18 protein-coding genes are annotated in these 19,942 nt (G+C 60.9%); 9 read left to right on the top strand and 9 right to left on the bottom strand.

Features of this window, described 5'->3' with window-relative positions:
- Positions 1–175: 175 nt before the first annotated feature.
- From ACFOEV_RS03810 to ACFOEV_RS03800, 3 genes are read left to right on the top strand one after another with little or no spacing between them, the layout of a single operon-like run.
- Positions 176–916, top strand: coding sequence for a substrate-binding periplasmic protein (locus tag ACFOEV_RS03810; protein WP_386771768.1), 741 nt, complete (start codon positions 176–178; stop codon positions 914–916).
- The gene (locus tag ACFOEV_RS03805; RefSeq protein ID WP_386771766.1) at positions 913–1,671 is read left to right on the top strand and encodes a substrate-binding periplasmic protein; all 759 of its coding nucleotides are present in this window, start codon (positions 913–915) and stop codon (positions 1,669–1,671) included. The genes ACFOEV_RS03810 and ACFOEV_RS03805 overlap by 4 nt, the downstream gene beginning before the upstream one ends.
- Positions 1,668–2,945 carry a GGDEF domain-containing protein gene (locus ACFOEV_RS03800; protein WP_386771764.1) on the top strand — a complete coding sequence of 426 codons (1,278 nt, stop codon included), beginning with the start codon at positions 1,668–1,670 and terminating at the stop codon, positions 2,943–2,945. The genes ACFOEV_RS03805 and ACFOEV_RS03800 overlap by 4 nt, the downstream gene beginning before the upstream one ends.
- A gap of 12 nt (positions 2,946–2,957) precedes the next feature.
- Here the strand turns inward: ACFOEV_RS03800 and ACFOEV_RS03795 are convergent, their stop codons facing one another.
- From ACFOEV_RS03795 to ACFOEV_RS03785, 3 genes are all read right to left on the bottom strand, one after another.
- Positions 2,958–3,740 carry a DUF2182 domain-containing protein gene (locus ACFOEV_RS03795; protein ID WP_386771762.1) on the bottom strand — a complete coding sequence of 261 codons (783 nt, stop codon included), beginning with the start codon at positions 3,738–3,740 and terminating at the stop codon, positions 2,958–2,960.
- A gap of 18 nt (positions 3,741–3,758) precedes the next feature.
- Positions 3,759–4,391 carry a DUF1326 domain-containing protein gene (locus ACFOEV_RS03790; protein ID WP_386771760.1) on the bottom strand — a complete coding sequence of 211 codons (633 nt, stop codon included), beginning with the start codon at positions 4,389–4,391 and terminating at the stop codon, positions 3,759–3,761.
- A gap of 202 nt (positions 4,392–4,593) precedes the next feature.
- On the bottom strand, positions 4,594–5,835 hold the full coding sequence (locus tag ACFOEV_RS03785; RefSeq protein WP_386771759.1) for a M20 family metallo-hydrolase: 1,242 nt from the start codon (positions 5,833–5,835) through the stop codon (positions 4,594–4,596).
- Between the two features lie 139 nt (positions 5,836–5,974).
- On the opposite strand from ACFOEV_RS03785, the gene ACFOEV_RS03780 reads away from it, so the two are divergent.
- The 3 genes from ACFOEV_RS03780 to aguA are packed head-to-tail and all read left to right on the top strand — an operon-like array spanning position 5,975 to position 9,909.
- Positions 5,975–7,390 carry an aminotransferase gene (locus ACFOEV_RS03780; RefSeq protein ID WP_386771757.1) on the top strand — a complete coding sequence of 472 codons (1,416 nt, stop codon included), beginning with the start codon at positions 5,975–5,977 and terminating at the stop codon, positions 7,388–7,390.
- Between the two features lie 42 nt (positions 7,391–7,432).
- Positions 7,433–8,779 (top strand): Na+/H+ antiporter NhaC family protein, encoded by a 1,347-nt coding sequence (locus ACFOEV_RS03775; RefSeq protein WP_386771755.1) that lies wholly within the window; start codon positions 7,433–7,435, stop codon positions 8,777–8,779.
- Between the two features lie 17 nt (positions 8,780–8,796).
- Positions 8,797–9,909: an agmatine deiminase gene (gene aguA, locus ACFOEV_RS03770; protein WP_386771985.1), complete on the top strand. Its 1,113-nt coding sequence runs from the start codon at positions 8,797–8,799 to the stop codon at positions 9,907–9,909.
- On the opposite strand, the gene ACFOEV_RS03765 is transcribed toward aguA, so the two are convergent.
- The 6 genes from ACFOEV_RS03765 to ACFOEV_RS03740 all read right to left on the bottom strand — a co-directional run bounded on the left by ACFOEV_RS03765 (position 9,906) and on the right by ACFOEV_RS03740 (position 16,467).
- Entirely contained in the window at positions 9,906–10,601 is a 696-nt protein-coding gene (locus tag ACFOEV_RS03765) for an extensin-like domain-containing protein (RefSeq protein WP_386771753.1), read from the bottom strand. The two genes, aguA and ACFOEV_RS03765, sit on opposite strands and share 4 nt — an antisense overlap.
- Before the next feature lie 111 nt (positions 10,602–10,712).
- A complete protein-coding gene (locus tag ACFOEV_RS03760) occupies positions 10,713–11,744 on the bottom strand; it encodes an ABC transporter permease (RefSeq protein ID WP_386771751.1) in 1,032 nt (343 codons plus the stop codon).
- A 32-nt stretch (positions 11,745–11,776) separates the two neighbouring features.
- Entirely contained in the window at positions 11,777–13,327 is a 1,551-nt protein-coding gene (locus ACFOEV_RS03755) for a sugar ABC transporter ATP-binding protein (RefSeq protein WP_386771749.1), read from the bottom strand.
- Positions 13,328–13,390: 63 nt separating this feature from the next.
- Positions 13,391–14,305: a sugar ABC transporter substrate-binding protein gene (locus ACFOEV_RS03750; RefSeq protein ID WP_386771747.1), complete on the bottom strand. Its 915-nt coding sequence runs from the start codon at positions 14,303–14,305 to the stop codon at positions 13,391–13,393.
- A 326-nt stretch (positions 14,306–14,631) separates the two neighbouring features.
- Entirely contained in the window at positions 14,632–15,435 is an 804-nt protein-coding gene (gene iolB, locus ACFOEV_RS03745; RefSeq protein ID WP_386771745.1) for a 5-deoxy-glucuronate isomerase, read from the bottom strand.
- Between the two features lie 162 nt (positions 15,436–15,597).
- Positions 15,598–16,467, bottom strand: a complete 870-nt coding sequence (locus tag ACFOEV_RS03740; RefSeq protein WP_386771743.1) for a MurR/RpiR family transcriptional regulator — start codon at positions 16,465–16,467, stop codon at positions 15,598–15,600.
- A gap of 498 nt (positions 16,468–16,965) precedes the next feature.
- On the opposite strand from ACFOEV_RS03740, the gene ACFOEV_RS03735 reads away from it, so the two are divergent.
- The 3 genes from ACFOEV_RS03735 to ACFOEV_RS03725 all read left to right on the top strand — a co-directional run bounded on the left by ACFOEV_RS03735 (position 16,966) and on the right by ACFOEV_RS03725 (position 19,786).
- Positions 16,966–17,793, top strand: coding sequence for a TIM barrel protein (locus ACFOEV_RS03735; RefSeq protein WP_386771741.1), 828 nt, complete (start codon positions 16,966–16,968; stop codon positions 17,791–17,793).
- A 63-nt stretch (positions 17,794–17,856) separates the two neighbouring features.
- Positions 17,857–18,765, top strand: a complete 909-nt coding sequence (locus tag ACFOEV_RS03730) for a sugar phosphate isomerase/epimerase family protein (protein ID WP_386771739.1) — start codon at positions 17,857–17,859, stop codon at positions 18,763–18,765.
- Between the two features lie 10 nt (positions 18,766–18,775).
- Positions 18,776–19,786: a Gfo/Idh/MocA family protein gene (locus ACFOEV_RS03725; RefSeq protein ID WP_386771737.1), complete on the top strand. Its 1,011-nt coding sequence runs from the start codon at positions 18,776–18,778 to the stop codon at positions 19,784–19,786.
- Positions 19,787–19,942: the final 156 nt, after the last annotated feature.

Genomic DNA, 19,942 nt, shown 5'->3' with positions numbered 1-19,942 from the left:
TTTCGTCACAAGCATGTCGCACCCGCCACCGTCTCATTCGATACTGAATTTCAGGGATGACAGCAGGAAAGCCCTGATTTATGTTGAAACGGTACTCATCAAAAAGGAGGCCAAGCTGAGAGCGTGGCTCTCTACATACATCAACCATAACTAATAAGCCTGGGCGGGAAAGGGAATGAAAAAGTCTTCATGGCTCGCATGCTGCCTGATGGTCGCAACGGCCGCATCCGCAGATTTGAACGGTCTAACCTATATCACGGAAGAATATCCTCCCTATAACTTCAAGAGAAATGGGGAAGTGCAAGGCATTTCCGTTGATGTACTGACTGCCATCTTCGAAGCAACCGACTCCGACCTGACCCATGATGACATTCGCATCCTGCCTTGGGCCCGGGGATACGATACGGCCCTTAACGAGCCCAACACGGTGCTGTTTTCCACCACACGCACGACATCACGCGAGACACTGTTCAAGTGGGTAGGCCCCATTGCCCGGGACCGGGTGACATTGCTCGCACGCCGGGACCGAAATATCGACATTGCTTCCATCGAAGACCTCAACCGGTCGAACTATCAAGTGGCGGTCATTCGCGAAGATATTGGCGCCCAACGCCTGCTCGAATCGGGTGTCGATCAAGAAAGGATCCTTGGTGCGATATCCAATGTCAGCGCCATGAAAATGCTCAACCGAGGCCGGGTCGATTTATGGGCCTACAGCGAAGACGTCGCCTTCTGGCTCATCGAGGAAAGTGGGCTAAAGAAAGATGACTTCGAGTCGATATATACCCTGAGTGAATCGTATCTCTACTTCGCACTGCACCGGGACACCGAGGACCGTCTGGTTGACGCCATGCAGGCGGCTCTGGACAGTCTGCGTGAGCAGGGTGTCATCGACGTCATCTCGGAGCACCGATGAAGAAAAAGACGGCAAGGATCGGTCAACGACTGGCACCGCTCATGGTCATCCCCCTGCTTCTGCTATCCCCTTTCTCCCAAGCCGGGACACTGATCTTCAATACCGAAGAGTACCCGCCATTCAATTTCGTCAACTCGGCCGGCAATATCGACGGCTTTTCCACGCGCCTCCTCGAAGCGGCATTGGACGAGGCAAACCTCTCGGCCACCTTTCGTCTCTTGCCTTGGGCAAGGGCCTATACCGAAGCGCAGCTTCGTGAGCACCACTGCGTTTTTTCCACGGCCCGAACACCGGAGCGCGAATCCCTTTTTCAGTGGGTCGGACCACTTGTCGTGACCGACTGGGCCGCCTTTGCCTTGACCGACAGCGATATCCAGGCAAGCCGTCTAAGCGAACTGGAAAACCTGCGCGTCGGCAGCTTCCGGGAAGATGCCGTGGGTCGTTTCGTCGAGGATAGCGGTGTGCCGATATTGGTCACCGCCGCCGACCGGGAGAATATCTCACGCCTGGAGGCCGGTCTGATCGACGTCTGGGTCAGCAGTGAAACGGTTGCCCGTCACATCGCCACCGAGGCCGGGGTATCGATAGAGCGACTATTCACTTTCAACCACGCGGAAATGTACCTCGCCTGCCACCTCTCAGTGCCTGAATCCATATTGTCGCGTCTTCAAACATCGCTGGATACGCTACGTAGCGAAGGCCAGTACGAACGCATTCGCGAGCGTGTGCTGAAGCAGTGGGAGCGGGAGCCATGAGCGATTTCGTTCCGACGGGCCGGCGCAAGGGTATCTCGCGCTGGCGAGGCATTACCGCCAAACAGGCAGTGTTGACCCTGATCATCGCCGTGCTGCTGAGCATTCTCGCCGGCATGGCCGAGCTGACGACAGACGTGCGCATCATGCGAGAAGAAGTGCAGGTGCAGACGCGAAAGCTGCTCGAGCTGGTGGACGGTACCGCGGCCGAAGCAGCCTTTCAGCTCAATCCGGACCTGGCGCAGCAAGTGGCGGATGGTCTGTTCGAAGGCGGTGACGTGAAGCGGGTAGAACTGCGCGATGATTTCGGCCGCACCATGGCCCGACGCGAACTGCAGCGTGACACTGGGGCCGGCTGGCTCTCGAACGCGTTATTCGGCGATATCATCCACTATGCCGGCACTCTCGAGTACGAGATGGGCAGCGGCATACCTCCCGAGCCAGTGGGGGAAATCGAGCTGACACTAGCACTCGACAGTCTTGGCCGCTCCTTCCTCGAACGGGGCCTGCTCATCTTCACGCTGAGTGTGGTGAAAGCCCTGGCGATTGCCGCCCTGGTCGTGATGGTGTTCTATTTCCTGATAACGCGCCCCTTGCTCAAGGTGCATGCGGCCATCTCGGAGGTCGACCCACAACGGCCGGGAAGCTGGCCAAAGCCCCGACTCAAACACCATGCCAACGATGAACTGGGCCATCTGGTGGAGGGTCTGGACGATCTGTTGAATGCCTTCCAGCGAGGCCTGAACCAACGTGACCACCTGCACCAGATATCCACCATCGACGGGCTGACGGGCATTGCCAACCGGCGCCGCTTCGATGCCTTTCTTGCCGAGGAGTGGTGCCGCGCCCGACGCTCGGGTCAAGAACTGTCGATCCTGTTCATGGACATCGATAACTTCAAGGCCTTCAACGACAACTATGGTCACGTCATGGGAGACGATTGTCTGCGCGATGTGGCCCGAGCCCTCACTCAGACGGTATCTCGGGCTTCCGATCTGGTGGCGCGTTACGGCGGCGAAGAATTCGTCTGTGTTTTGCCCGATACCGACCTCCATGGCGCACTAGCCGTGGCACGCAGAATCCACGCAGCCGTTCTGGATCTGGCTATACCCCATGCCTTTTCCGACACACACGATTGCATCAGCCTGAGCATCGGCGTAGCCAGTGCGACGCCAAACAAGCAAGGCGCCACCCCCGACCAGTTGCTGGAAACCGCGGATCGGCGCCTTTACCAGGCCAAGAGTGACGGTCGCAACTGCGTGATCTGTCAGCCATAGAGCCTCGGGGTCTCACCAGGGGAGCGCCACCGTCAGCGTGGCAATACCCCAGCCAATCAACACCATCCCCATGCCGCGTCCCAGCCAATGTCCGGCTGGGGCCAGCTTTTCGACCAGCACCCACAGGGCCAGGCCGGCGATCCACAGCAGGTTCATGACACCACCGACGAACAGCAGCAGCATCAATACCCAGCAACAACCGACGCAGTACACACCGTGTCGAAGCCCCATCATGAAAGCGCCCCAGCGCCCTTCGCGCCAATGCGTCAACACGAAATCCAGAGGCGAGCGACAGTGTCGTAGGCAAGCATCTTTCAGTGGCGTCCATTGATAGATTCCCGCGCCTATCAACACCACGCCAGCCGCCACCAAGCTGGTCATCGTCATCATCGGCGAGAGCAACGCGGCTCGCTCCAGACCGTACTGCAGCACCACAGCCAGCAGACTGAAGGCCAACCACACCACGAGATAGCCCGATGCGAAGATCCCCGAGGCCACGGCCCGCTGCCCCCGCGCCTGTCGATTGCGCGAGATGGTGGTATGAAGCAGGATCATCGGGGTGGCGCTGGGCAGCATCATCGCCGTCATCATCACCACCCACATGACCAGCACCAGGCTCGCTTCGCCCAGTGTCCAGGGATCCGAGCTCATGGGCTTCAGCATGGCGCCCATCTGCGCCATCGACGCCGCTTCCACGAACAGATAACCCCAGCACAAGGCAATGACGGCGACCAGCCCACCCATCACGAGTTGCCGGTCGCGTCGCAGCAAGTCTTCCATCGTCGCGGAGTTCATTACGAGGACATGGTTCTCTTACGCGGCCACCCCCTGCGGTGTCTGCACCACATGCGCCAAGGTGCTGTGCGAGCCTGTGGTGGAGAACGAGATGGCACCGCTACTCTGGATATTCGCCGCGGCGACTTCGCCTTCGTTATGCTCGAACCCTTCGGGCATCACGACCCGTATCCGGTGCGGCGCACCGGTCACCGGGTTCTTGATCGGCTCCACATCGCTTTGAAGTGCCCCGGGAATATCCAGACGTGCCGTCCTCGCCTCCTGGTCGAACTCGACCGTGATCGGGGCGAAGATGGGATCGTGCATCTTGGTCACGATCAGGCTGAAGATGTTGAACAGCGTGCCCTCGTCCGAGTGTTCCCCCGACATGATGGCGAACAACGCTTCACGTTGTTCGGGGCTGGCCCCCTCATCGATGAGCGGCTGCGCCTCGCCATTGCCTTCGTGAAGCGGCCCCGGGAAATGCACGACGACATAGAATCCCAGACCATCCAGGCGGGTATCCTCGAAAAACCCGGAGTCGATCTGCATGCCCAGAAATCCCCAACATTCTCCGTGGCTCGGGGGGGCATTGAAATCGCAAGGACAACCAAATGCGCAGTTACAGTTCTTGAGCCAACGACCTTCAAGACGCCAGTTTGCCTGTGCCATGACCGCAGTCCCCCTTATTATTGTCGGCAGAGGAATACCTTCCCTGGACGATGCCTTGTTCCCTTCTCACCATCGTAGTCTAGCGGGCATGGACTTGACCGGAAGCGTCTCGGAAACCTATTCATCATTAAACCAAGGCTGTTTTTTCTCATCATTTCGAACGATAGCGCGGCTCATCGAATCGAATGAACGCATGAGAGCGTCATGTCCTGGCCACGCCGGCTTTCTCGAGCATGGCCTCCAGCAATACCTGACAACCCAGGGCACAGTGCTCCGGCGTGGCGTATTCGGCTTCGTTGTGGCTGATGCCATCACGGCAGGGGATGAAGATCATCGCGGTCGGGGCGACGCGCGAGACATAAACGGCGTCATGGCCGGCACCGCTCATCATCCTGCGATAGGTCACGCCTTGGGCGCGGACTGCGGTTTCCACCGCCTCGATGCAGCCGTTGTTGAAATGCACCACCGGCGATTTCCAGATCCGCTTATGGGAAGTCTCGACATTGAAGGCCTCACCGGCGGCGGCCAGCTCGCGTTCGAACCGGCCTTCCAGCGCATCGAGTTCGCTTTCCACCACATGGCGCAGGTCGACGGTGAGGCGGACCTCACCGGGAACCACGTTGCGCGAGGCACTTTCGATCTCCAGGCAACTGCAGGTGACCTTGGTCGCGCCACTCTCGTCCGCCAGGGCATGCGCCTGCAGCCGGTCGATCAGGCGTGAACAGGCCGCCAGGGCGTCGTGGCGATAACGCATCGGCGTGGGGCCGGCGTGAGCGGCCTGTCCGCGGAAGATCACGTCGAACCAACGCATGCCCTGCACTCCGGTGACCACGCCGATGCTCTCGCCTTCCTCTTCCAGTACCGGGCCCTGCTCGATATGCAACTCGAAGAAGCTGGAAAAGCGCGGCTCCCCCACCGGCAGCTCCCCGGCGAAGCCGGTCGCTTCCAGCGCCTGGCCCAAGGTCACGCCATCACGGTCGCGACGTGCCAGGGTCGACTCGACGCTGAATTCGCCGGCATAGGTGCCCGAGGCGACCATCGCCGGAGTGAAGCGGCAACCTTCCTCGTTGGTCCACACCACCAGCTCCAGGGGCCGCTCGGTGACGATACCCCGATCATGCAGGGTGCGGAACACTTCGAGGCCGGCCAGCACGCCGAGAATGCCGTCGAAGCGGCCGCCCCGGGGCTGGGTATCCAGATGGCTGCCGGTCGCCACCGGATCCAGGTCATCGAGCGTGCCGGGGCGGCGAATAAACAGGTTGCCGACCCGGTCCACCCTCACCGAACAACCGATCGCCTCGCACCAGTCAATCAATAGCCGCCGACCGGCGGCATCCTCCTCGCTCAACGCCAGGCGGCAACTGCCGCCGTTCTCGGTAGGGCCGATCTCGGCCATGGCCATCAGCGATTCCCACAACCGCTGACCGTCGATGGTCACTGTCATTGTTGTTCCTCCCGTCGCTCACTCATGAGACGAGCTTAGACACGGCATTCATGCGGCGATATACCCCAATCGGGATATGTTACCGGTCACTCGGGTCTCGCTAGCCTGCTTCCCATCCACACAACAAGAGGCCGAGCAGATGACCACCCTCAACGATACCCTCGAGCAGTCCCGGGCCTACGACCCACAAGACCTGTGGCGGAAGGACAAGGATCACTTCATCCATCCCTTCACCGACTTCAGCGTCTTCCACGATCAGGGCTGCGACCTGATCACCGACAGTGAGGGAATTTACGTAACAGACTCGCACGGGAATCGCTTCATCGACGGCATCGCCGGGCTGTGGTGCGTCAACGTCGGCCACGGTCGAGCGGAGATCGGCGCGGCCATGGCCGAGCAGGCCACGCGCATGGCCTACTTCTCGACCTTCAACAACCTCTCCAACGCGCCGGCCGCCGAACTCGCCGCCAAGCTCGCCGAGCTGGCACCGGCACACCTCAACCATGTGTTCTACAGCTGCGGTGGCTCGGCCGCCAACGATGCTACCGTCCGCCTGGTGCACTACTACTTCAACCGCCTGGGCAAGCCGACCAAGAAGCGTATCCTGTCGCGCAAGAATGCCTACCACGGCACCACCTATCTGGCCGCCAGCCTGACCGGTATCGAGAGCAACAACTGGGACTTCGACACCCTCGATCACCTGGTCACCCACCTCAGCGAGGCCAACTGCTATCGCCGCCCCGAGGGCGTGAGCGAAGCCGAATACTGTGACCGCCTGGTCGAAGAGTTGGAGGAGACCATCGGGCGACTCGGCGCCGACAATATCGCCGCCTTCATCGCCGAACCGATCATGGGGGCCGGTGGCGTGTTGATGGCACCCAAGGGCTATCATGCCCGCATGCAGGCCGTGTGCCGCGCCCACGACATCCTGTATATCGCCGACGAGGTGGTCACCGGCTTCGGCCGCCTGGGGCACTTCTTCGCCTCCGACGCGGTGTTCGACACCCAGCCGGACATCATCAACGTCGCCAAGGGGCTGTCGTCGGGCTATGCGCCCCTGGGCGCCACGCTGCTCTCCGACGAACTCTATGAGGTGCTGTCCACCCCCCAGGGGCCAGGCGGCGTGCTGAGCACTGGCTTCACCTACTCCGGGCATCCGGTGAGCTGTGCCGCGGCCTTGAAGAACATCGAGATCATCGAACGCGAGGCGATCTGCGCCAACGTCCGCGAGGTGGGGCCCTACCTGGAAAGCCAGCTCAAGACCCTGGCGCACCACGCGACCATCGGCGATATCCGTGGCAGCCATTTCATGCTGTGCATCGAGAACGTCGCCGACAAGACGACCCGGGAGCTGCTGCCGGTGGAGGCCCGAGTCGGCGACCGAGTGGCCTTCGAGGCGCAGCAGCGCGGCCTGATCATCCGCCCGGTGGGTCACCTGAACATCGTCTCGCCGCCGCTGATCTGGGACCGCGCCGTGGTCGACCGCGTGGTCGCGATTCTCGACCGGGCCTTCACCGCCGCCACCGCCTCGCTCGAGGCCGACGGCTACCTGTAACCCCGCAATCCGCCGTCATCACAACGACAAAAGAGACGCTCAATGGAAACCTTCGGACTCTGGAGCCTGTTCCCCACCCTGGTGGTGCTGGGCATGGCGATCATCACCCGCCGCACCATCGAATCCCTGCTGGCCGGCACCCTGGTCGGCCTGCTGATGATCGACCCCACCACGGTGGTGACCCAAGGCTCCAATATCCTGCTCGATGTCCTCGGCGACGACACCGTGACCTGGATCGTCCTGGTCTGTGGCCTGTTCGGCAGCCTGATCGCCCTGCTGGTCAAGACCGGCGGCGTGCTGACCTTCGGCGATGTGGTAACCCGGCGCGTGCATAGCCGGGCCCAAAGCCTGCTGACCACCTGGCTGCTGGGCCTGGTGATCTTCGTCGACGACTACCTCAATGCGCTGACCATCAGCGCCTCGATGAAGAAGATCACCGACCGCTTCAAGGTCTCGCGCGAGATGCTCGCCTACGTGGTCGACTCCACCGCGGCACCGATCTGCATCCTGGTGCCCTTCTCCACCTGGGCGGTGTTCTTCGCCGGTCTGCTGGAGGACAACGACGTCGCCGCCAGCGGCATGAGCCTGTATATCGAAGCGATTCCCTTCATGTTCTACGCCTGGATCGCTGCCGCCATCGTGCCGCTGGTGGCGCTGGGCGTGATTCCGGCCATCGGACCGATGAAGAGCGCCGAGCGGCGCGCCGCGAACGGCCAACTGATGCCCGCAGGCGTCGACGACAATGCCCTGGAGGTCGAGGAGTCCGGCAAGCGCCGACCGCACCTGCTCAACTTCCTGTTACCCATCGCCACGCTGATCTTCTTCACCTGGTACTTCGAGATCGACATCCTGCGCGGGGTGATCGTGGCACTCGGCGTGACCCTGGTGCTGATCTTCGCCCAGCGCCTGCTGAGCTTCCACGACACCTTCGACACCGCGCTGGAAGGCTTCAAGGCGATGATCATGCCGCTGGGCACCCTGGTCGCCGGCTTCACCCTCAAGGAAGTCAACGACGTACTGGGCCTGACCGACTATGTGATCGCGACCGTGCAGCCGCTGATGACCGCCGGCATGCTGCCGGCGGTGGTGTTCATCACCATGGCCTTCCTGGCCTTCGCTACCGGCTCGTTCTGGGGGCTGTTCGCCGTGGCCATGCCCATCGTGCTGCCGCTGGCCGCCAGCGTCGACGCCCACATGCCGCTGGTGATCGGTGCGCTGATCTCGGCCAGCTCCTTCGGCAGCCACGCCTGCTTCTACGGCGACTCCACCGTGCTTTCCGCCCAGGGCAGCGGCTGCACGCCGATGGCCCATGCCCTGACCCAACTCCCCTATGTGCTGATTGCCGCCACCCTCGCCACTGGTGTATTTCTGGTGGTGGGCCACCTGTGAGAATCGCCATGACCCAGATGCCAACCACTCCCGACAAGACCGCAGCGACGCCGATCCTCCCCGCGGGCCTGGGCTTTCGCATGCCCGCCGAGTTCGCCCCCCATGAGGCCTGCTGGATGCTGTGGCCGCAACGCCCGGACACTTGGCGCTATGGCGCCAAACCGGCCCAGCAGGCGTTTGTGGCGGTGGCCACTGCCATCGCCGAGAGCGAGACCGTCTTCGTCGGCGTCAACGATGAGCAGTACGAGAATGCCCGCAACCAGTTGCCCGCCCATGTGCGCGTGGTGGAACTCTCCAGCAACGATGCCTGGATGCGCGATGTTGGCCCGACCTTCCTCACCCACCCGGATGGCCGTCTGGCCCTGGTCGACTGGGAGTTCAACGCCTGGGGCGGACTCAAGGGCGGGCTCTACTTTCCCTGGGACAAGGACCGGCGCATCCGCACCAAGATCGCCGAAATGCTCGGCATTCCTCGTTTCGAGGCTCCGGTGGTGCTGGAGGGTGGTGCCATCCACGTCGACGGCGAAGGCACCCTGCTCACCACCGAGGAGTGCCTGCTCAACCCCAACCGCAACCCGGAGTTGTCGAAGACCGAGATGGAAGGCGTGCTCGCCGACTACCTAGGGGTGGAGAAGGTGATCTGGCTGCCACGGGGCTGCCATCTCGACGAGACCGATGGCCATGTGGACAACCTGTGCTGCTTCGTCGCCCCGGGCGAGGTCGCCTTGAGTTGGTGCGACGACGAGGCGGATCCGCAGCATGCCATCTCCCGCGAGGCCCTCGACGTGCTGCAAAACGCTACCGATGCCCGCGGCCGGACGTTCAAGGTGCACAAGCTGCCCCAGCCTGGGCCGCTGTGTATCGCCGAGGAGGAAGCCAGCGGCATCGACCGCCTGAGCAGCTCGCACCCACGCCAGCCCGGCGACCGCATGGCCGGCTCCTACGTCAACTTCTATATCGGCAACGCGGTGGTGGTGATGCCTCTCCTCGACCCCACCCGCGACGACCAGGCCCGCGAGATCCTCCAGCGGCTGTTCCCCGAGAAGCAGGTGATCGGCGTGCCGGCACGGGAGATCCTGCTCGGCGGCGGCAATATCCATTGCATCACGCAGCAACAACCGCAGCCTTAGCGGCACAAGCGAAAGCCGCGCATGCCGAAGTGGAAATGATCGGCATGCGCGGCGTTGTACTCCGGCCCCAGCACACTGCCGAAGACGTCACAGGCGCCATCGCGCACCTCGCGCAGGAACGCGCCTGCGTCATCCTCGTCGCCCCAGTCGTCGCGCAAAGTGATACGCCGGCCATCGACCAAGCGAAAGGCCGCCACGTCCAGCGCCTCGGCAGTCGCATGCTCGCTGCGCCGATCGTCCTCACGCCCATAGACATTGCGGCAAGCGAAGCTGCCATAGTGCTCGACCCGAGTCACTGGAGAGTCGAAAACCGCTTCCGCGGCAGGCTGCAGCCGCTGGCGCTCGAACATCACCCAGGCTAACGCCAGCGGACAGGTGGCGACGAAACTGGCATTGAACTCCACGCCGCTTTCTCGCAGGCGTACCACATTCGACAGTGGACAGCCTCCCACCGGAGTATGGTCATCGAGCGGCGCATAGCGTAGCGCAGCATCTGGCACACGCTCCAGTGTCGCCAGGCAAGCTTCGCGATCTCCCGACAGGCGCTTGAGCTTCCACTTGGTCACCGGCGTCAGCGGATCGTCCACTGTCAGCGGCTGCCAGGGATTCCAATGGCGTGGAATCGACCACCAGCCCCTCTCGAAGCCCATGCCGATCACGATCAATATCAGGATGATGATGAGGATACGCATGCGGTCCTGCCTGAGGGATACCGGATGCACTTCAGCCTACGCACAGACACTCGCCATAACAAAAAACCCCGCCGCAGCGGGGTTCGTCAATAGTGAGACATCACGAGAGGGTCAGGCCGTCTTGTTACGCTTGCGCTGACGGTATTGGTCGACGATGACCGCGATGACGATGATCGCGCCCTTGACGATGTCCTGGTAATAGGCGTCGACGCCGAGGAAGGTGAAGCCACTGAGCATCACACCCAGGATCAAGGCTCCGATGACGGTACCGGTGACACGGCCGACGCCACCTGCCAGGCTGGTACCACCGATGACGGCGGCAGCGATGGCATCGAGCTCATACATGATGCCCATGCCCGCCTGGCCGGTGCCGGCACGTGCCGAAGCAACAACCCCAGCCAGGCCAGCGAGCAAGCCGGCGATGGCATAGACCACGACCAGGTGGCGACGCACATTGATGCCGGAGACACGGGCCGCCTGGGGATTGGCACCAATGGCGTAGGTGTACTTGCCATAGCGGGTGTACTTGAGGGCGATGTGGAAGAATGCCGCCACGGCCAGGAAGATGATCACCGGGTTGGCGCCCGAACCGATCCAGGTGAACTGATCGGTGAGCATGCTGACCGGCTGGCCATCGGTATAGGCTCGTGCCACGCCACGGGCGCTGACCATCATACCCAGAGTGGCGATGAACGGCGGAATCACGGCGAAGGAAATCAGCGCGCCGTTGATCACGCCGGCCAGGGCCCCGACCAGCAAGCCAGCCAATAAGGGAACCATCCATGGCATATCGGTGAGCGCGGGGAATACCGCACGTGCGTAGTCGGAAGATTGCGCCAGACTGGCAGTGACCATGGCGGTCAGGGCCAGTACCGACCCCGACGACAGGTCGATACCACCGGTGATGATCACCTGGGTCACCCCGATGGCGATGATGCCGATGATCGACACCTGCAGGATCATGATCAGCAGACGCTGAGGGTTCATCAGAAAGGAGTCGCCGCGCACGATCCAGCCCAGGATCTCGAACAGCACCGCGATGCCGACCAACACGAGAAAGATGCTGACTTCGGTAGGTACGCGCCGCTTGCGCTTCTTGGCGACTTCCAGATGTTGAGTGGTGGTTTCGCTTGAATTAGCCATGGTTTTATACCTTGTTGATACCTTGGAATCCCTCAATCATCTGTCGCCGGCAATTCCACCGGTGACGACGCGAGTTCCATGATGTTCACCTGATTGGCTTCACCGCGGTCGAGGAAGCCGGTGACCTTGCCCTCGTGCATGACCATGATGCGATCGCTCATGCCCAGCACTTCCGGTAGTTCCGAGGAGATCATGATCACTGCCACCCCCTCGCCAGCAAGCTTGGAGATCAGCTTGTGGATCTCGGCCTTGGCCCCCACATCGATACCCCGGGTCGGCTCGTCGAGGATCAGGATGCGAGGCTTGGTCAGTAGCCAGCGACCGATCAGCACTTTCTGCTGGTTGCCACCGGAAAGGTTGCCAATGCGCTCCTCCATATCCGGGGTCTTGACCCGCAGCATTGCCTTCATCCCGTCGCACTCGTGATCAATGCGTCCCTGTTCGACGAAGGCCCCCTTGGTGTATCCATCACGCAACACGGCGATTTCCATGTTTTCCAGCACGGAGAGGTTCAGGAACAGGCCGGTTTCCTTGCGGTCCTCGGTGAGCAAAGCCAACCCGCGTAGCATGGCTTGATGCGGTGAAGTGATGGCGACTTCCTCGCCATGGATCGAAATCGTTCCGGAAGTGGCCGGCGTTACACCGAACAGGGTCTCGGCAACGTTGGTACGCCCCGAGCCCACCAAGCCGGCGATGCCGAGAATTTCTCCAGCACGCACATCGAAACTGATGTTCTCGAACACACCATCGAGGGCCAAGCTCTTGACCGACAGCACGACCCCGCCGATCGGCACCTCTTCCTTGGGGAACATCTGATTGACTTCACGGCCGACCATCAGCTTGATGATCTCGTTGGAGGTCAGCTCACTGGCCGGGGCGGTGTGGATGAACTGGCCATCGCGGAATACCGAGATGTCATCGGCAATCTCGAAGACCTCATCCATCTTGTGGGTGATATAGATGATGCCCTTACCCTGGGCCTTGAGGTCGGCGATGATGCGGAACAGATGCGCCACTTCGCGATCGGTCAGCGCCGAGGTCGGCTCGTCCATGATCAACACATCGGATTCGTAGGATACCGCCTTGGCGATCTCGACCATCTGCCGGCCGGCCACGGTCAGGTGCCGTACTTCCATGTCCGGGTCGAGCTCGATGCCGAGACGATCGAACAGCGCTTGTGTCTTGTCATATAGGGCGTTGTGATCGACCAAGCCGAATGCCGTCAGCGGCTCGCGACGAATCCAGATGTTTTCGGCAATGGTCATGTACGGCATCAGGTTGAGTTCCTGATGGATCATCGCGATGCCGGCTTCCAGGGCATCCAGTGGCCCATTGAGCTGCAAGGGCTCGCCATGCAGGCGAACCTCGCCCAGGTCGGGAATGTAGATGCCGGCGATGATCTTCATCAGGGTCGACTTGCCCGCGCCGTTCTCGCCCATCAGCGCATGCACGGTGCCCGGCCGAATCTTGAGTTGAACGTTGTCCAGCGCCACTACTCCGGGAAATGTCTTGCGGGCATCGACGACTTCCAGCAGGTATTCGGACGTCGCGGTGGAAAGTTTTTCAGCGGTCATGGTTGCCATAACGAGCACTCCTGCGCATCTCGGCGGGATGGCCTGCCCACACGCGGGCAGGCCGCGCGGCTATCAGTTGAGGAAGTCGTCGAGGTTGTCGGAGGTCACCAGCTTGAACGGCACCATGTTGATCTTCTCGACCGGCTCACCATTGATCATGTCGATAGCGACCTTGACGGCACCGCCACCCTGCCCGACCGGATCCTGGAAGACGGTAACGGCCAGTTCACCGCGCTGCATGGCGTCGAGGGCGTCGCGGGTGGCATCGATGCCGGCGACCTTGATGTCCTTGGGGGAGATACCCGACTGGCGCATGGCAATCAACGCACCGAGGGCCATCTCGTCGTTGTTGGCGGCAATAGCGTCAATTTGCTGGCCACCCACGATCCAGTTATTCATCAGGTCGATGGCTTCGCTACGCTGATAGTTGGCTTCCTGCTCCTCGACGATCTCGATGTCGGGGAACGTGGCAGCCACCTCCTTGACCCCTTCGGTGCGCTGATGGGTCGCCCCCGACGAGAGCTCGCCGAGCATGATCGCGACCTTGCCCTCGCCGCCGAGCTGCTCGGCCAGGGCTTCCATCTGCATCACACCGGATACCTTCTGGTCGGAGCCCACGAAGGCGACACCGTCATTATCGAGGTCGTTACCCTCCGGCTCACGGTTGACGTAAACCAGAGGAATACCATTGCTGACCGCAGTTTCGGTCATCTTGCCGGTAGCAGCGGTATCCACCGGATTGATGATGATGGCATCGACGCCTTGAGCGGCGAGGGTCTGGGTCTGGCTGAGCTGACGGCCGATATCGCCCTGGGCATCGAGGAACTGGATTTCGTGGCCCTGTGCTTCTGCCTCGGCCTGCATGGCGTTACGCATCGTGGTGAGGAAGTTATCGTCGAAGTAGGCAACGGATACCCCGATGCTTGCGGCCAGGGCGGAAGAGGTGCAGGTAGCGAATATGGCGGCGCCGAGAAGTAGGCGTTTCATGAGAGCAGACTCCTGAACACGAGTGTTGTTGTGTTTGTCGAGCCAACCAGGCCGCCGAGGCGGTGGGAAGGCACTGGCGGATCGGAAGCATTCTTTCCGAGTCGCACTTTATGGAATATAGGTTCTATTTTTATTTTTTACAAAAAAATCATTCTATACTTTGGTATAGTTGAAACGTACATTCCATGATGTTTCTTGCGCTTTGCACTCGACCTGGACCAGTGCACCAAGTGGAGGCCATCACAAAAAAGCCCCGCCGCAAGGGCAGGGCAAAGCAAGACAGCCACACACTGCCTGGAGAGAGTCTCAACCAGCGAGCGTGGCGATCACTGCTTGACGATCCATTCATGATCCGGGTCGTTCTGGAACTTCCATTCGCGCTTCGGCCCGGCCATCACGTTCAGATAATAGAGTTCATAGCCGTGGGGCACGCCCGCGGGGTGATAGCCCCGTGGCACCATCACGCAACAGCCGTTCTCCACCGCCATGGTCTCGTCCAGCGAGCGGTCGTCGGTATAGACCCGCTGGAAGGCGAACCCTTGGGACGGATTCAGGCGATGGTAATAGGTCTCCTCGAGGATCGACTCCTCGGGCAGGTTGTCGACGTCGTGCTTGTGCGGCGGGTAGCTCGACCAGTTGCCCGCGGGCGTATAGACCTCCACCACCAGCAGGCTGTCGGCCGGTTCCGAGTCGGGCAGGATGTCCTGGATATGGCGGGTATTGCTGCCGGTCCCGCGGGTACTGCGCTTGACCTGTTCCGGTGCGATCAAGCGCGCGGGATAGCTACCCTTGCCCGGCGCACTGCACACCGCCAATTCCATGTCGGTGGTCGCCTCGATGCGGAAACTCGCGTCGTTGGGTAAATAGATGGCGTAGGGGGGCACCTTCTCAAAGATGTCCATGCGCTCGCCGATATCCTCCCAGCGATTGTCGCCGCTGGCCACGGTGGCACGGCCGGCCAGCAGTACCAGGCAATGCTCGCGATCGCCGGTATGACTCTCGAGGCTCTGCCCCTTCTTCAGTTTGTGCACCCGGAAGCCGACATAGTCCCAACCGGCGGATTCCGGCGTGACCTCGAGCACCTTGCCCTGGGCATCGGGTTCCTGGGGGCGTACCAGAAGTGATGTCATCTTTGCCCTCCTAACAATCTAATGCGTAGTAACGGTGTATATGTCTTCCCGGCCGATGCGACGCCCTTTTCGTGCAACAAGCGCGCAGCGGCGAGCTAATGCCGCCCATCGACGGCATGCCGCGGGTACCACTATTGGCTTTGTCAGCGATCGAGCTTGGCGTCACCCCTGACCACTGGCCGAGGTATCGTCCTTGCCGGCGGCGTCACGGGTCTTGTCCTGGCGCACGCCGAGAGCAATCGCCAATGTCTGGGTCAGGCACAGCGAGGCTGTCAGGCCACGGAAACTCTTGACCTCCGCCTCGTGCACCACGAGAGAAACATCGGCCAGTCGCGCCAAGGGGCTGAGGTTGGAATCGGTGATCACGACCAGCGGAACACCACGCTCCTTGGCCTCGGCAGCAATCTCGCGTGACTCCTGGGCATAGGGCGAGAAACTGATCACCAGTACGGCATCCCGCTTGCCGACGGATTTCATCTGCTCGCCGTGCATGCCTCCCAGCCCATTGACCAAAAAGGCCCGCTTGTCGATATGATGCAGCGCGTAGGTGAAATAGCTAGCAACCACGAAGCTGCGCCGGGCCCCCATTACATGCACGATCTCCGCCTTCTCGAAGATATCCAGCACCTGCTCCAGATCGTGTGGATCGATACGTCCCGGAAGCTGCTCCAGGACATCTCTATTGGCCTCGGCGAATTCCCACAGCAGTTGCGTGCTGTCGGGGGTCTCTCCCGTGGCGGTGCGCACCGCACGGATACGCTCGGCATAGTTGGGCAACTCATCCACCAGGCGCGAGCGGAACAGCCGTTGCATCTCCGAGAACCCCTTGAAGCCGAAGCTGTTGGCGAAACGGATCAATGTCGAAGGCGTTACGCCCGCCTCTTCGGCCAGCTTGGCGACGGTGGCAAATGCTACTTCCTGGGGATGATCAAGCAGGAACCGCGCCGTCTGCTGGAGCCGACGGCTCAAGGAGGGGTATTCCTCGGTAATGCGTTCTTCGAGTTCGGCGAAGTCCTGTGGGGTCTGGATCATGGTTCAGCCTTCCTTCCGAAGCCGCGACACCTGGAGGGTTCACGGGGATGACATGGTCGCAGGTGCAGTCTAGGCGACACGGAATGTATATTCCACCTATACCATAGTATAGAACAAACGATTTTCATGGTACAGGGAGCGGTTGCCCAGATTACCAGCTCGATGCCCTGCTGAGGTGATATCCCATGGCGCTGTCATTACCCCTCAATGTCTGCTCCTTTAGTAGCAGAGAAGGCGCAGCTTCCCTACCACCTTTCCAGGACACCCCACGCCACTCACCATATAACCAATTGAATAATATAAATTTAATCCCCTCCTGTCGCGCCCCTCCATCTCAAGAGAAATAAAAATTTCCCATGTTGATTTTTTGGAATGCTTGTTCTAGCCTTCAGCTCATTCAGCACGCCTCAGGGCCGTGGTAGCCACGAATGCCAGCCCCCGATCGGCCATGGCACGACCGCAACGCACCAACACAACATACACACAAGGGTGGATCCAATGTCCGCACAATCACTCAAGTTTTCCCTGAATCACATGGTGTGCCCTCGCCTGAGCGCGGAGCAGTTGATCGAAGCCGCCAAGGAGATGGGCCTGGGCGCGGTCGAGCTGCGTAATGATGTGCAAGCCAACAGCATCACTGAACTCGGCCAGGCCAGGGCGGCAGGCAAGTACGCCCGTGAATTCGGGATCGAGGTGCTCAGCATCAATGCCCTTTATCCCTTCAATATCTGGAACGACGAACGCGCCACCCAGGCCGAGAAGTTGGCACAGCTGGTCGATGCCGCCGGCGGCCGGGGCCTGGTGCTGTGCCCCTTGGTCGATGGTGACTACCGCGCCTCCGAAGAAGAGAAGCACGCCGGTCTCAAGCAGGCGCTGACGGCATTGGACGGCATTCTTGGCCGCTACGATCTGCAAGGCTTCGTCGAACCGCTGGGCTTCCCCATCTCCTCGCTGCGCACCAAGGAGAAGGCGGTCAGGGCGATTCAGGAACTGGGACTCGAGCAGCGTTTCGGCCTGGTCCATGACACCTTCCATCATCAAGGCGCCGGCGAAACCGCCTTCTTCGCCGAGCGTACCGGCCTGGTACACATTTCCGGCGTCGAGGACCCGGAAATCGGTTTCGACGACATGCTCGACGCCCATCGTCTCTTGGTGGGAGATCGCGACCGCCTGGACAACGTCGGCCAGATCAAGGAACTGCTGGCTGCCGGTTACCGTGGCTACTTCTCCTTCGAGCCCTTCGCCGAACAAGTACATGGACTGCAGGATCCGCTTGGTGCCGTAAGGGAAAGCATCGACTACATCCGCCAGCAATTGGCCGCGTAACGGACCCGTCGAATTCTCCAACGCCCAACCAGCAACCGCTGGAGACCAAGAGAGGACTCAATCATGAAAATCGCCCTCGATCCCTTCATGCATCGGCATGTGCCGCTCAACGATCTACCAAGACTGGCGGCCGACCTGGGTTACGAATACATCGAACTATCGCCGCGGGCCGACTTCCTGGATTGGTTCGTCCATCCCCGCGTCTATCCCGAGCGCTTACAGGCATTCAAGAAGGCGCTGAAGGCTCATGACGTCAAGTTGTCTTCCCTGCTGCCCATGTATCGCTGGGCCAGCCCTCATGAAGAGGAGCGCCAGGCGGCGGTCAAGTACTGGAAGAAGGCCATCGAGATCGCGGTGGAACTGGAAGTCGACACCATGAATTCCGAGTTCGGTCGCGGCCCGCATCCCGAGCGCGGCAGCTGTTCCAGCTGCTGCCAGGGGGGTGCTACCACAGAGTCGAGCGAGGCCTCCTGGTGGCGATCCATGGAAGAATTGGTGCCGATCTTCGAGCGCGAAGGCATTCAGCTCAACATCGAGCCGCACCCCGATGACTTCGTCGAGACGCTGCATCCGGCCGTGGATATGATACGTACCATCAACTCGCCCAATGTGAAGTTCCTCTACTGCGCTCCCCATACCTTCCATTTCGGCGACGATATGGAACAGATGATCCGCGACAGCGCACCGGTGCTGGCCCATGTGCACGTAGCCGATACCTTCAACCACAAGGCGTCCTCGGGGCTGCGCTACATCATCAATCCGCCCGGCTCCACCGCACGCATCCACCAGCACCTGGACATCGGCCAGGGCGAGGTCGACTGGGACCTGTTCTTCAAGACACTCGCCGATGTCGGCTTCGACGGCATCATGACCGCCTGCGTCTTTGCCTGGGAAGAGCGCGCCGAGGAATCCTCGCGCTTCATGCGCGAAGAGATCCAGCGCTACGTCGACAAGTACTGGAATAATAAATGAGGACGCAACAATGACCGTCAGAATCGGAGTCATCGGTACCGGGATGATCGGCGAGGAGCACTCGCGGCGCATCACCCAGACACTCACCGGTGGAGAAATCGTCGCCGTCACCGATGTCAATGCCGAGCAGTCGCAGCGCATGGTCGACAACCTGGGGCTCAGGGCCAAGGTCTACGACAATGGCCACGACCTGATCGAGGCCGACGATGTCGATGCCGTGTTGGTCACTTCCTGGGGCCCGACCCACGAGGAGTACGTTCTGGCGGCCATCGAAGCCGGCAAGTACGTGTTTTGCGAGAAGCCACTGGCCACCACCGCACAAGGCTGTCGCAACATCATCGATGCCGAGATCCAGGCCGGTAAGCGCTTGGTACAGGTTGGTTTCATGCGTCGCTACGATAGCGGCTACAAGATGATGAAGAACGCCATCGACACCAATAAGCTCGGTGAGCCGTTGATGATCCATGCGGCGCACCGCAATCCCGAGGTGCCGGAGCGTTACGTCACGCCGATGGCGATCCACGACACCCTGATCCACGAGCTGGATACCTTCCGCTGGCTGCTCGACGATGACTACAAGAGCGCCCAGGTCATCTTCCCCCGCAAGACCCGCCACGCTCACAGCAAGGTGGAAGACCCACAGATGGTACTGCTGGAAACCGTCAAGGGCGTACGCATCGATGTGGAAGTCTTCGTCAACTGCCAATACGGCTACGACATCCAATGCTCCGTCGTCGGCGAGGATGGCATCGCCAACCTGCCCGAGCCGCAAAGCCTGCAGTACCGCCAGGCCGGCAAACTCTCCAGCGACATCCTTCAGGATTGGAAGAAACGTTTCAACGACGCCTTCGATGTCGAGCTCCAGGCCTTCATCGACGGCGTGGCAAGCGGTGAAATCGGCGGACCGTCGTCTTGGGATGGCTATGCCGCGGCCATCGCCGGCGATGTCTGTGTCAAGGCCCAGGAAAGCGGCCAGATCGAGTCGATCGAGATGCCGGAGCGCCCCGGGTTCTACGCCTGACCCGGGCATGCCCTGGCCTGACGACTGATCCTGCCCAAAAGCCCTGAGCCTGCCACGACCGGCCGGTCAGGGCTTTTTTCTGCCAATCAGGCCAACCTGCGACCAATGGCTAATGAATCATCTCTTCCATTTGTTGAGATTTTGGAATTTATATTC

This window comes from Litchfieldella rifensis, assembly GCF_042646605.1.
GTDB lineage: Bacteria > Pseudomonadota > Gammaproteobacteria > Pseudomonadales > Halomonadaceae > Litchfieldella > Litchfieldella rifensis.
Note: the sequence above shows the minus strand (reverse complement) of the source record. Positions and strands in the feature narration are given on the sequence as shown.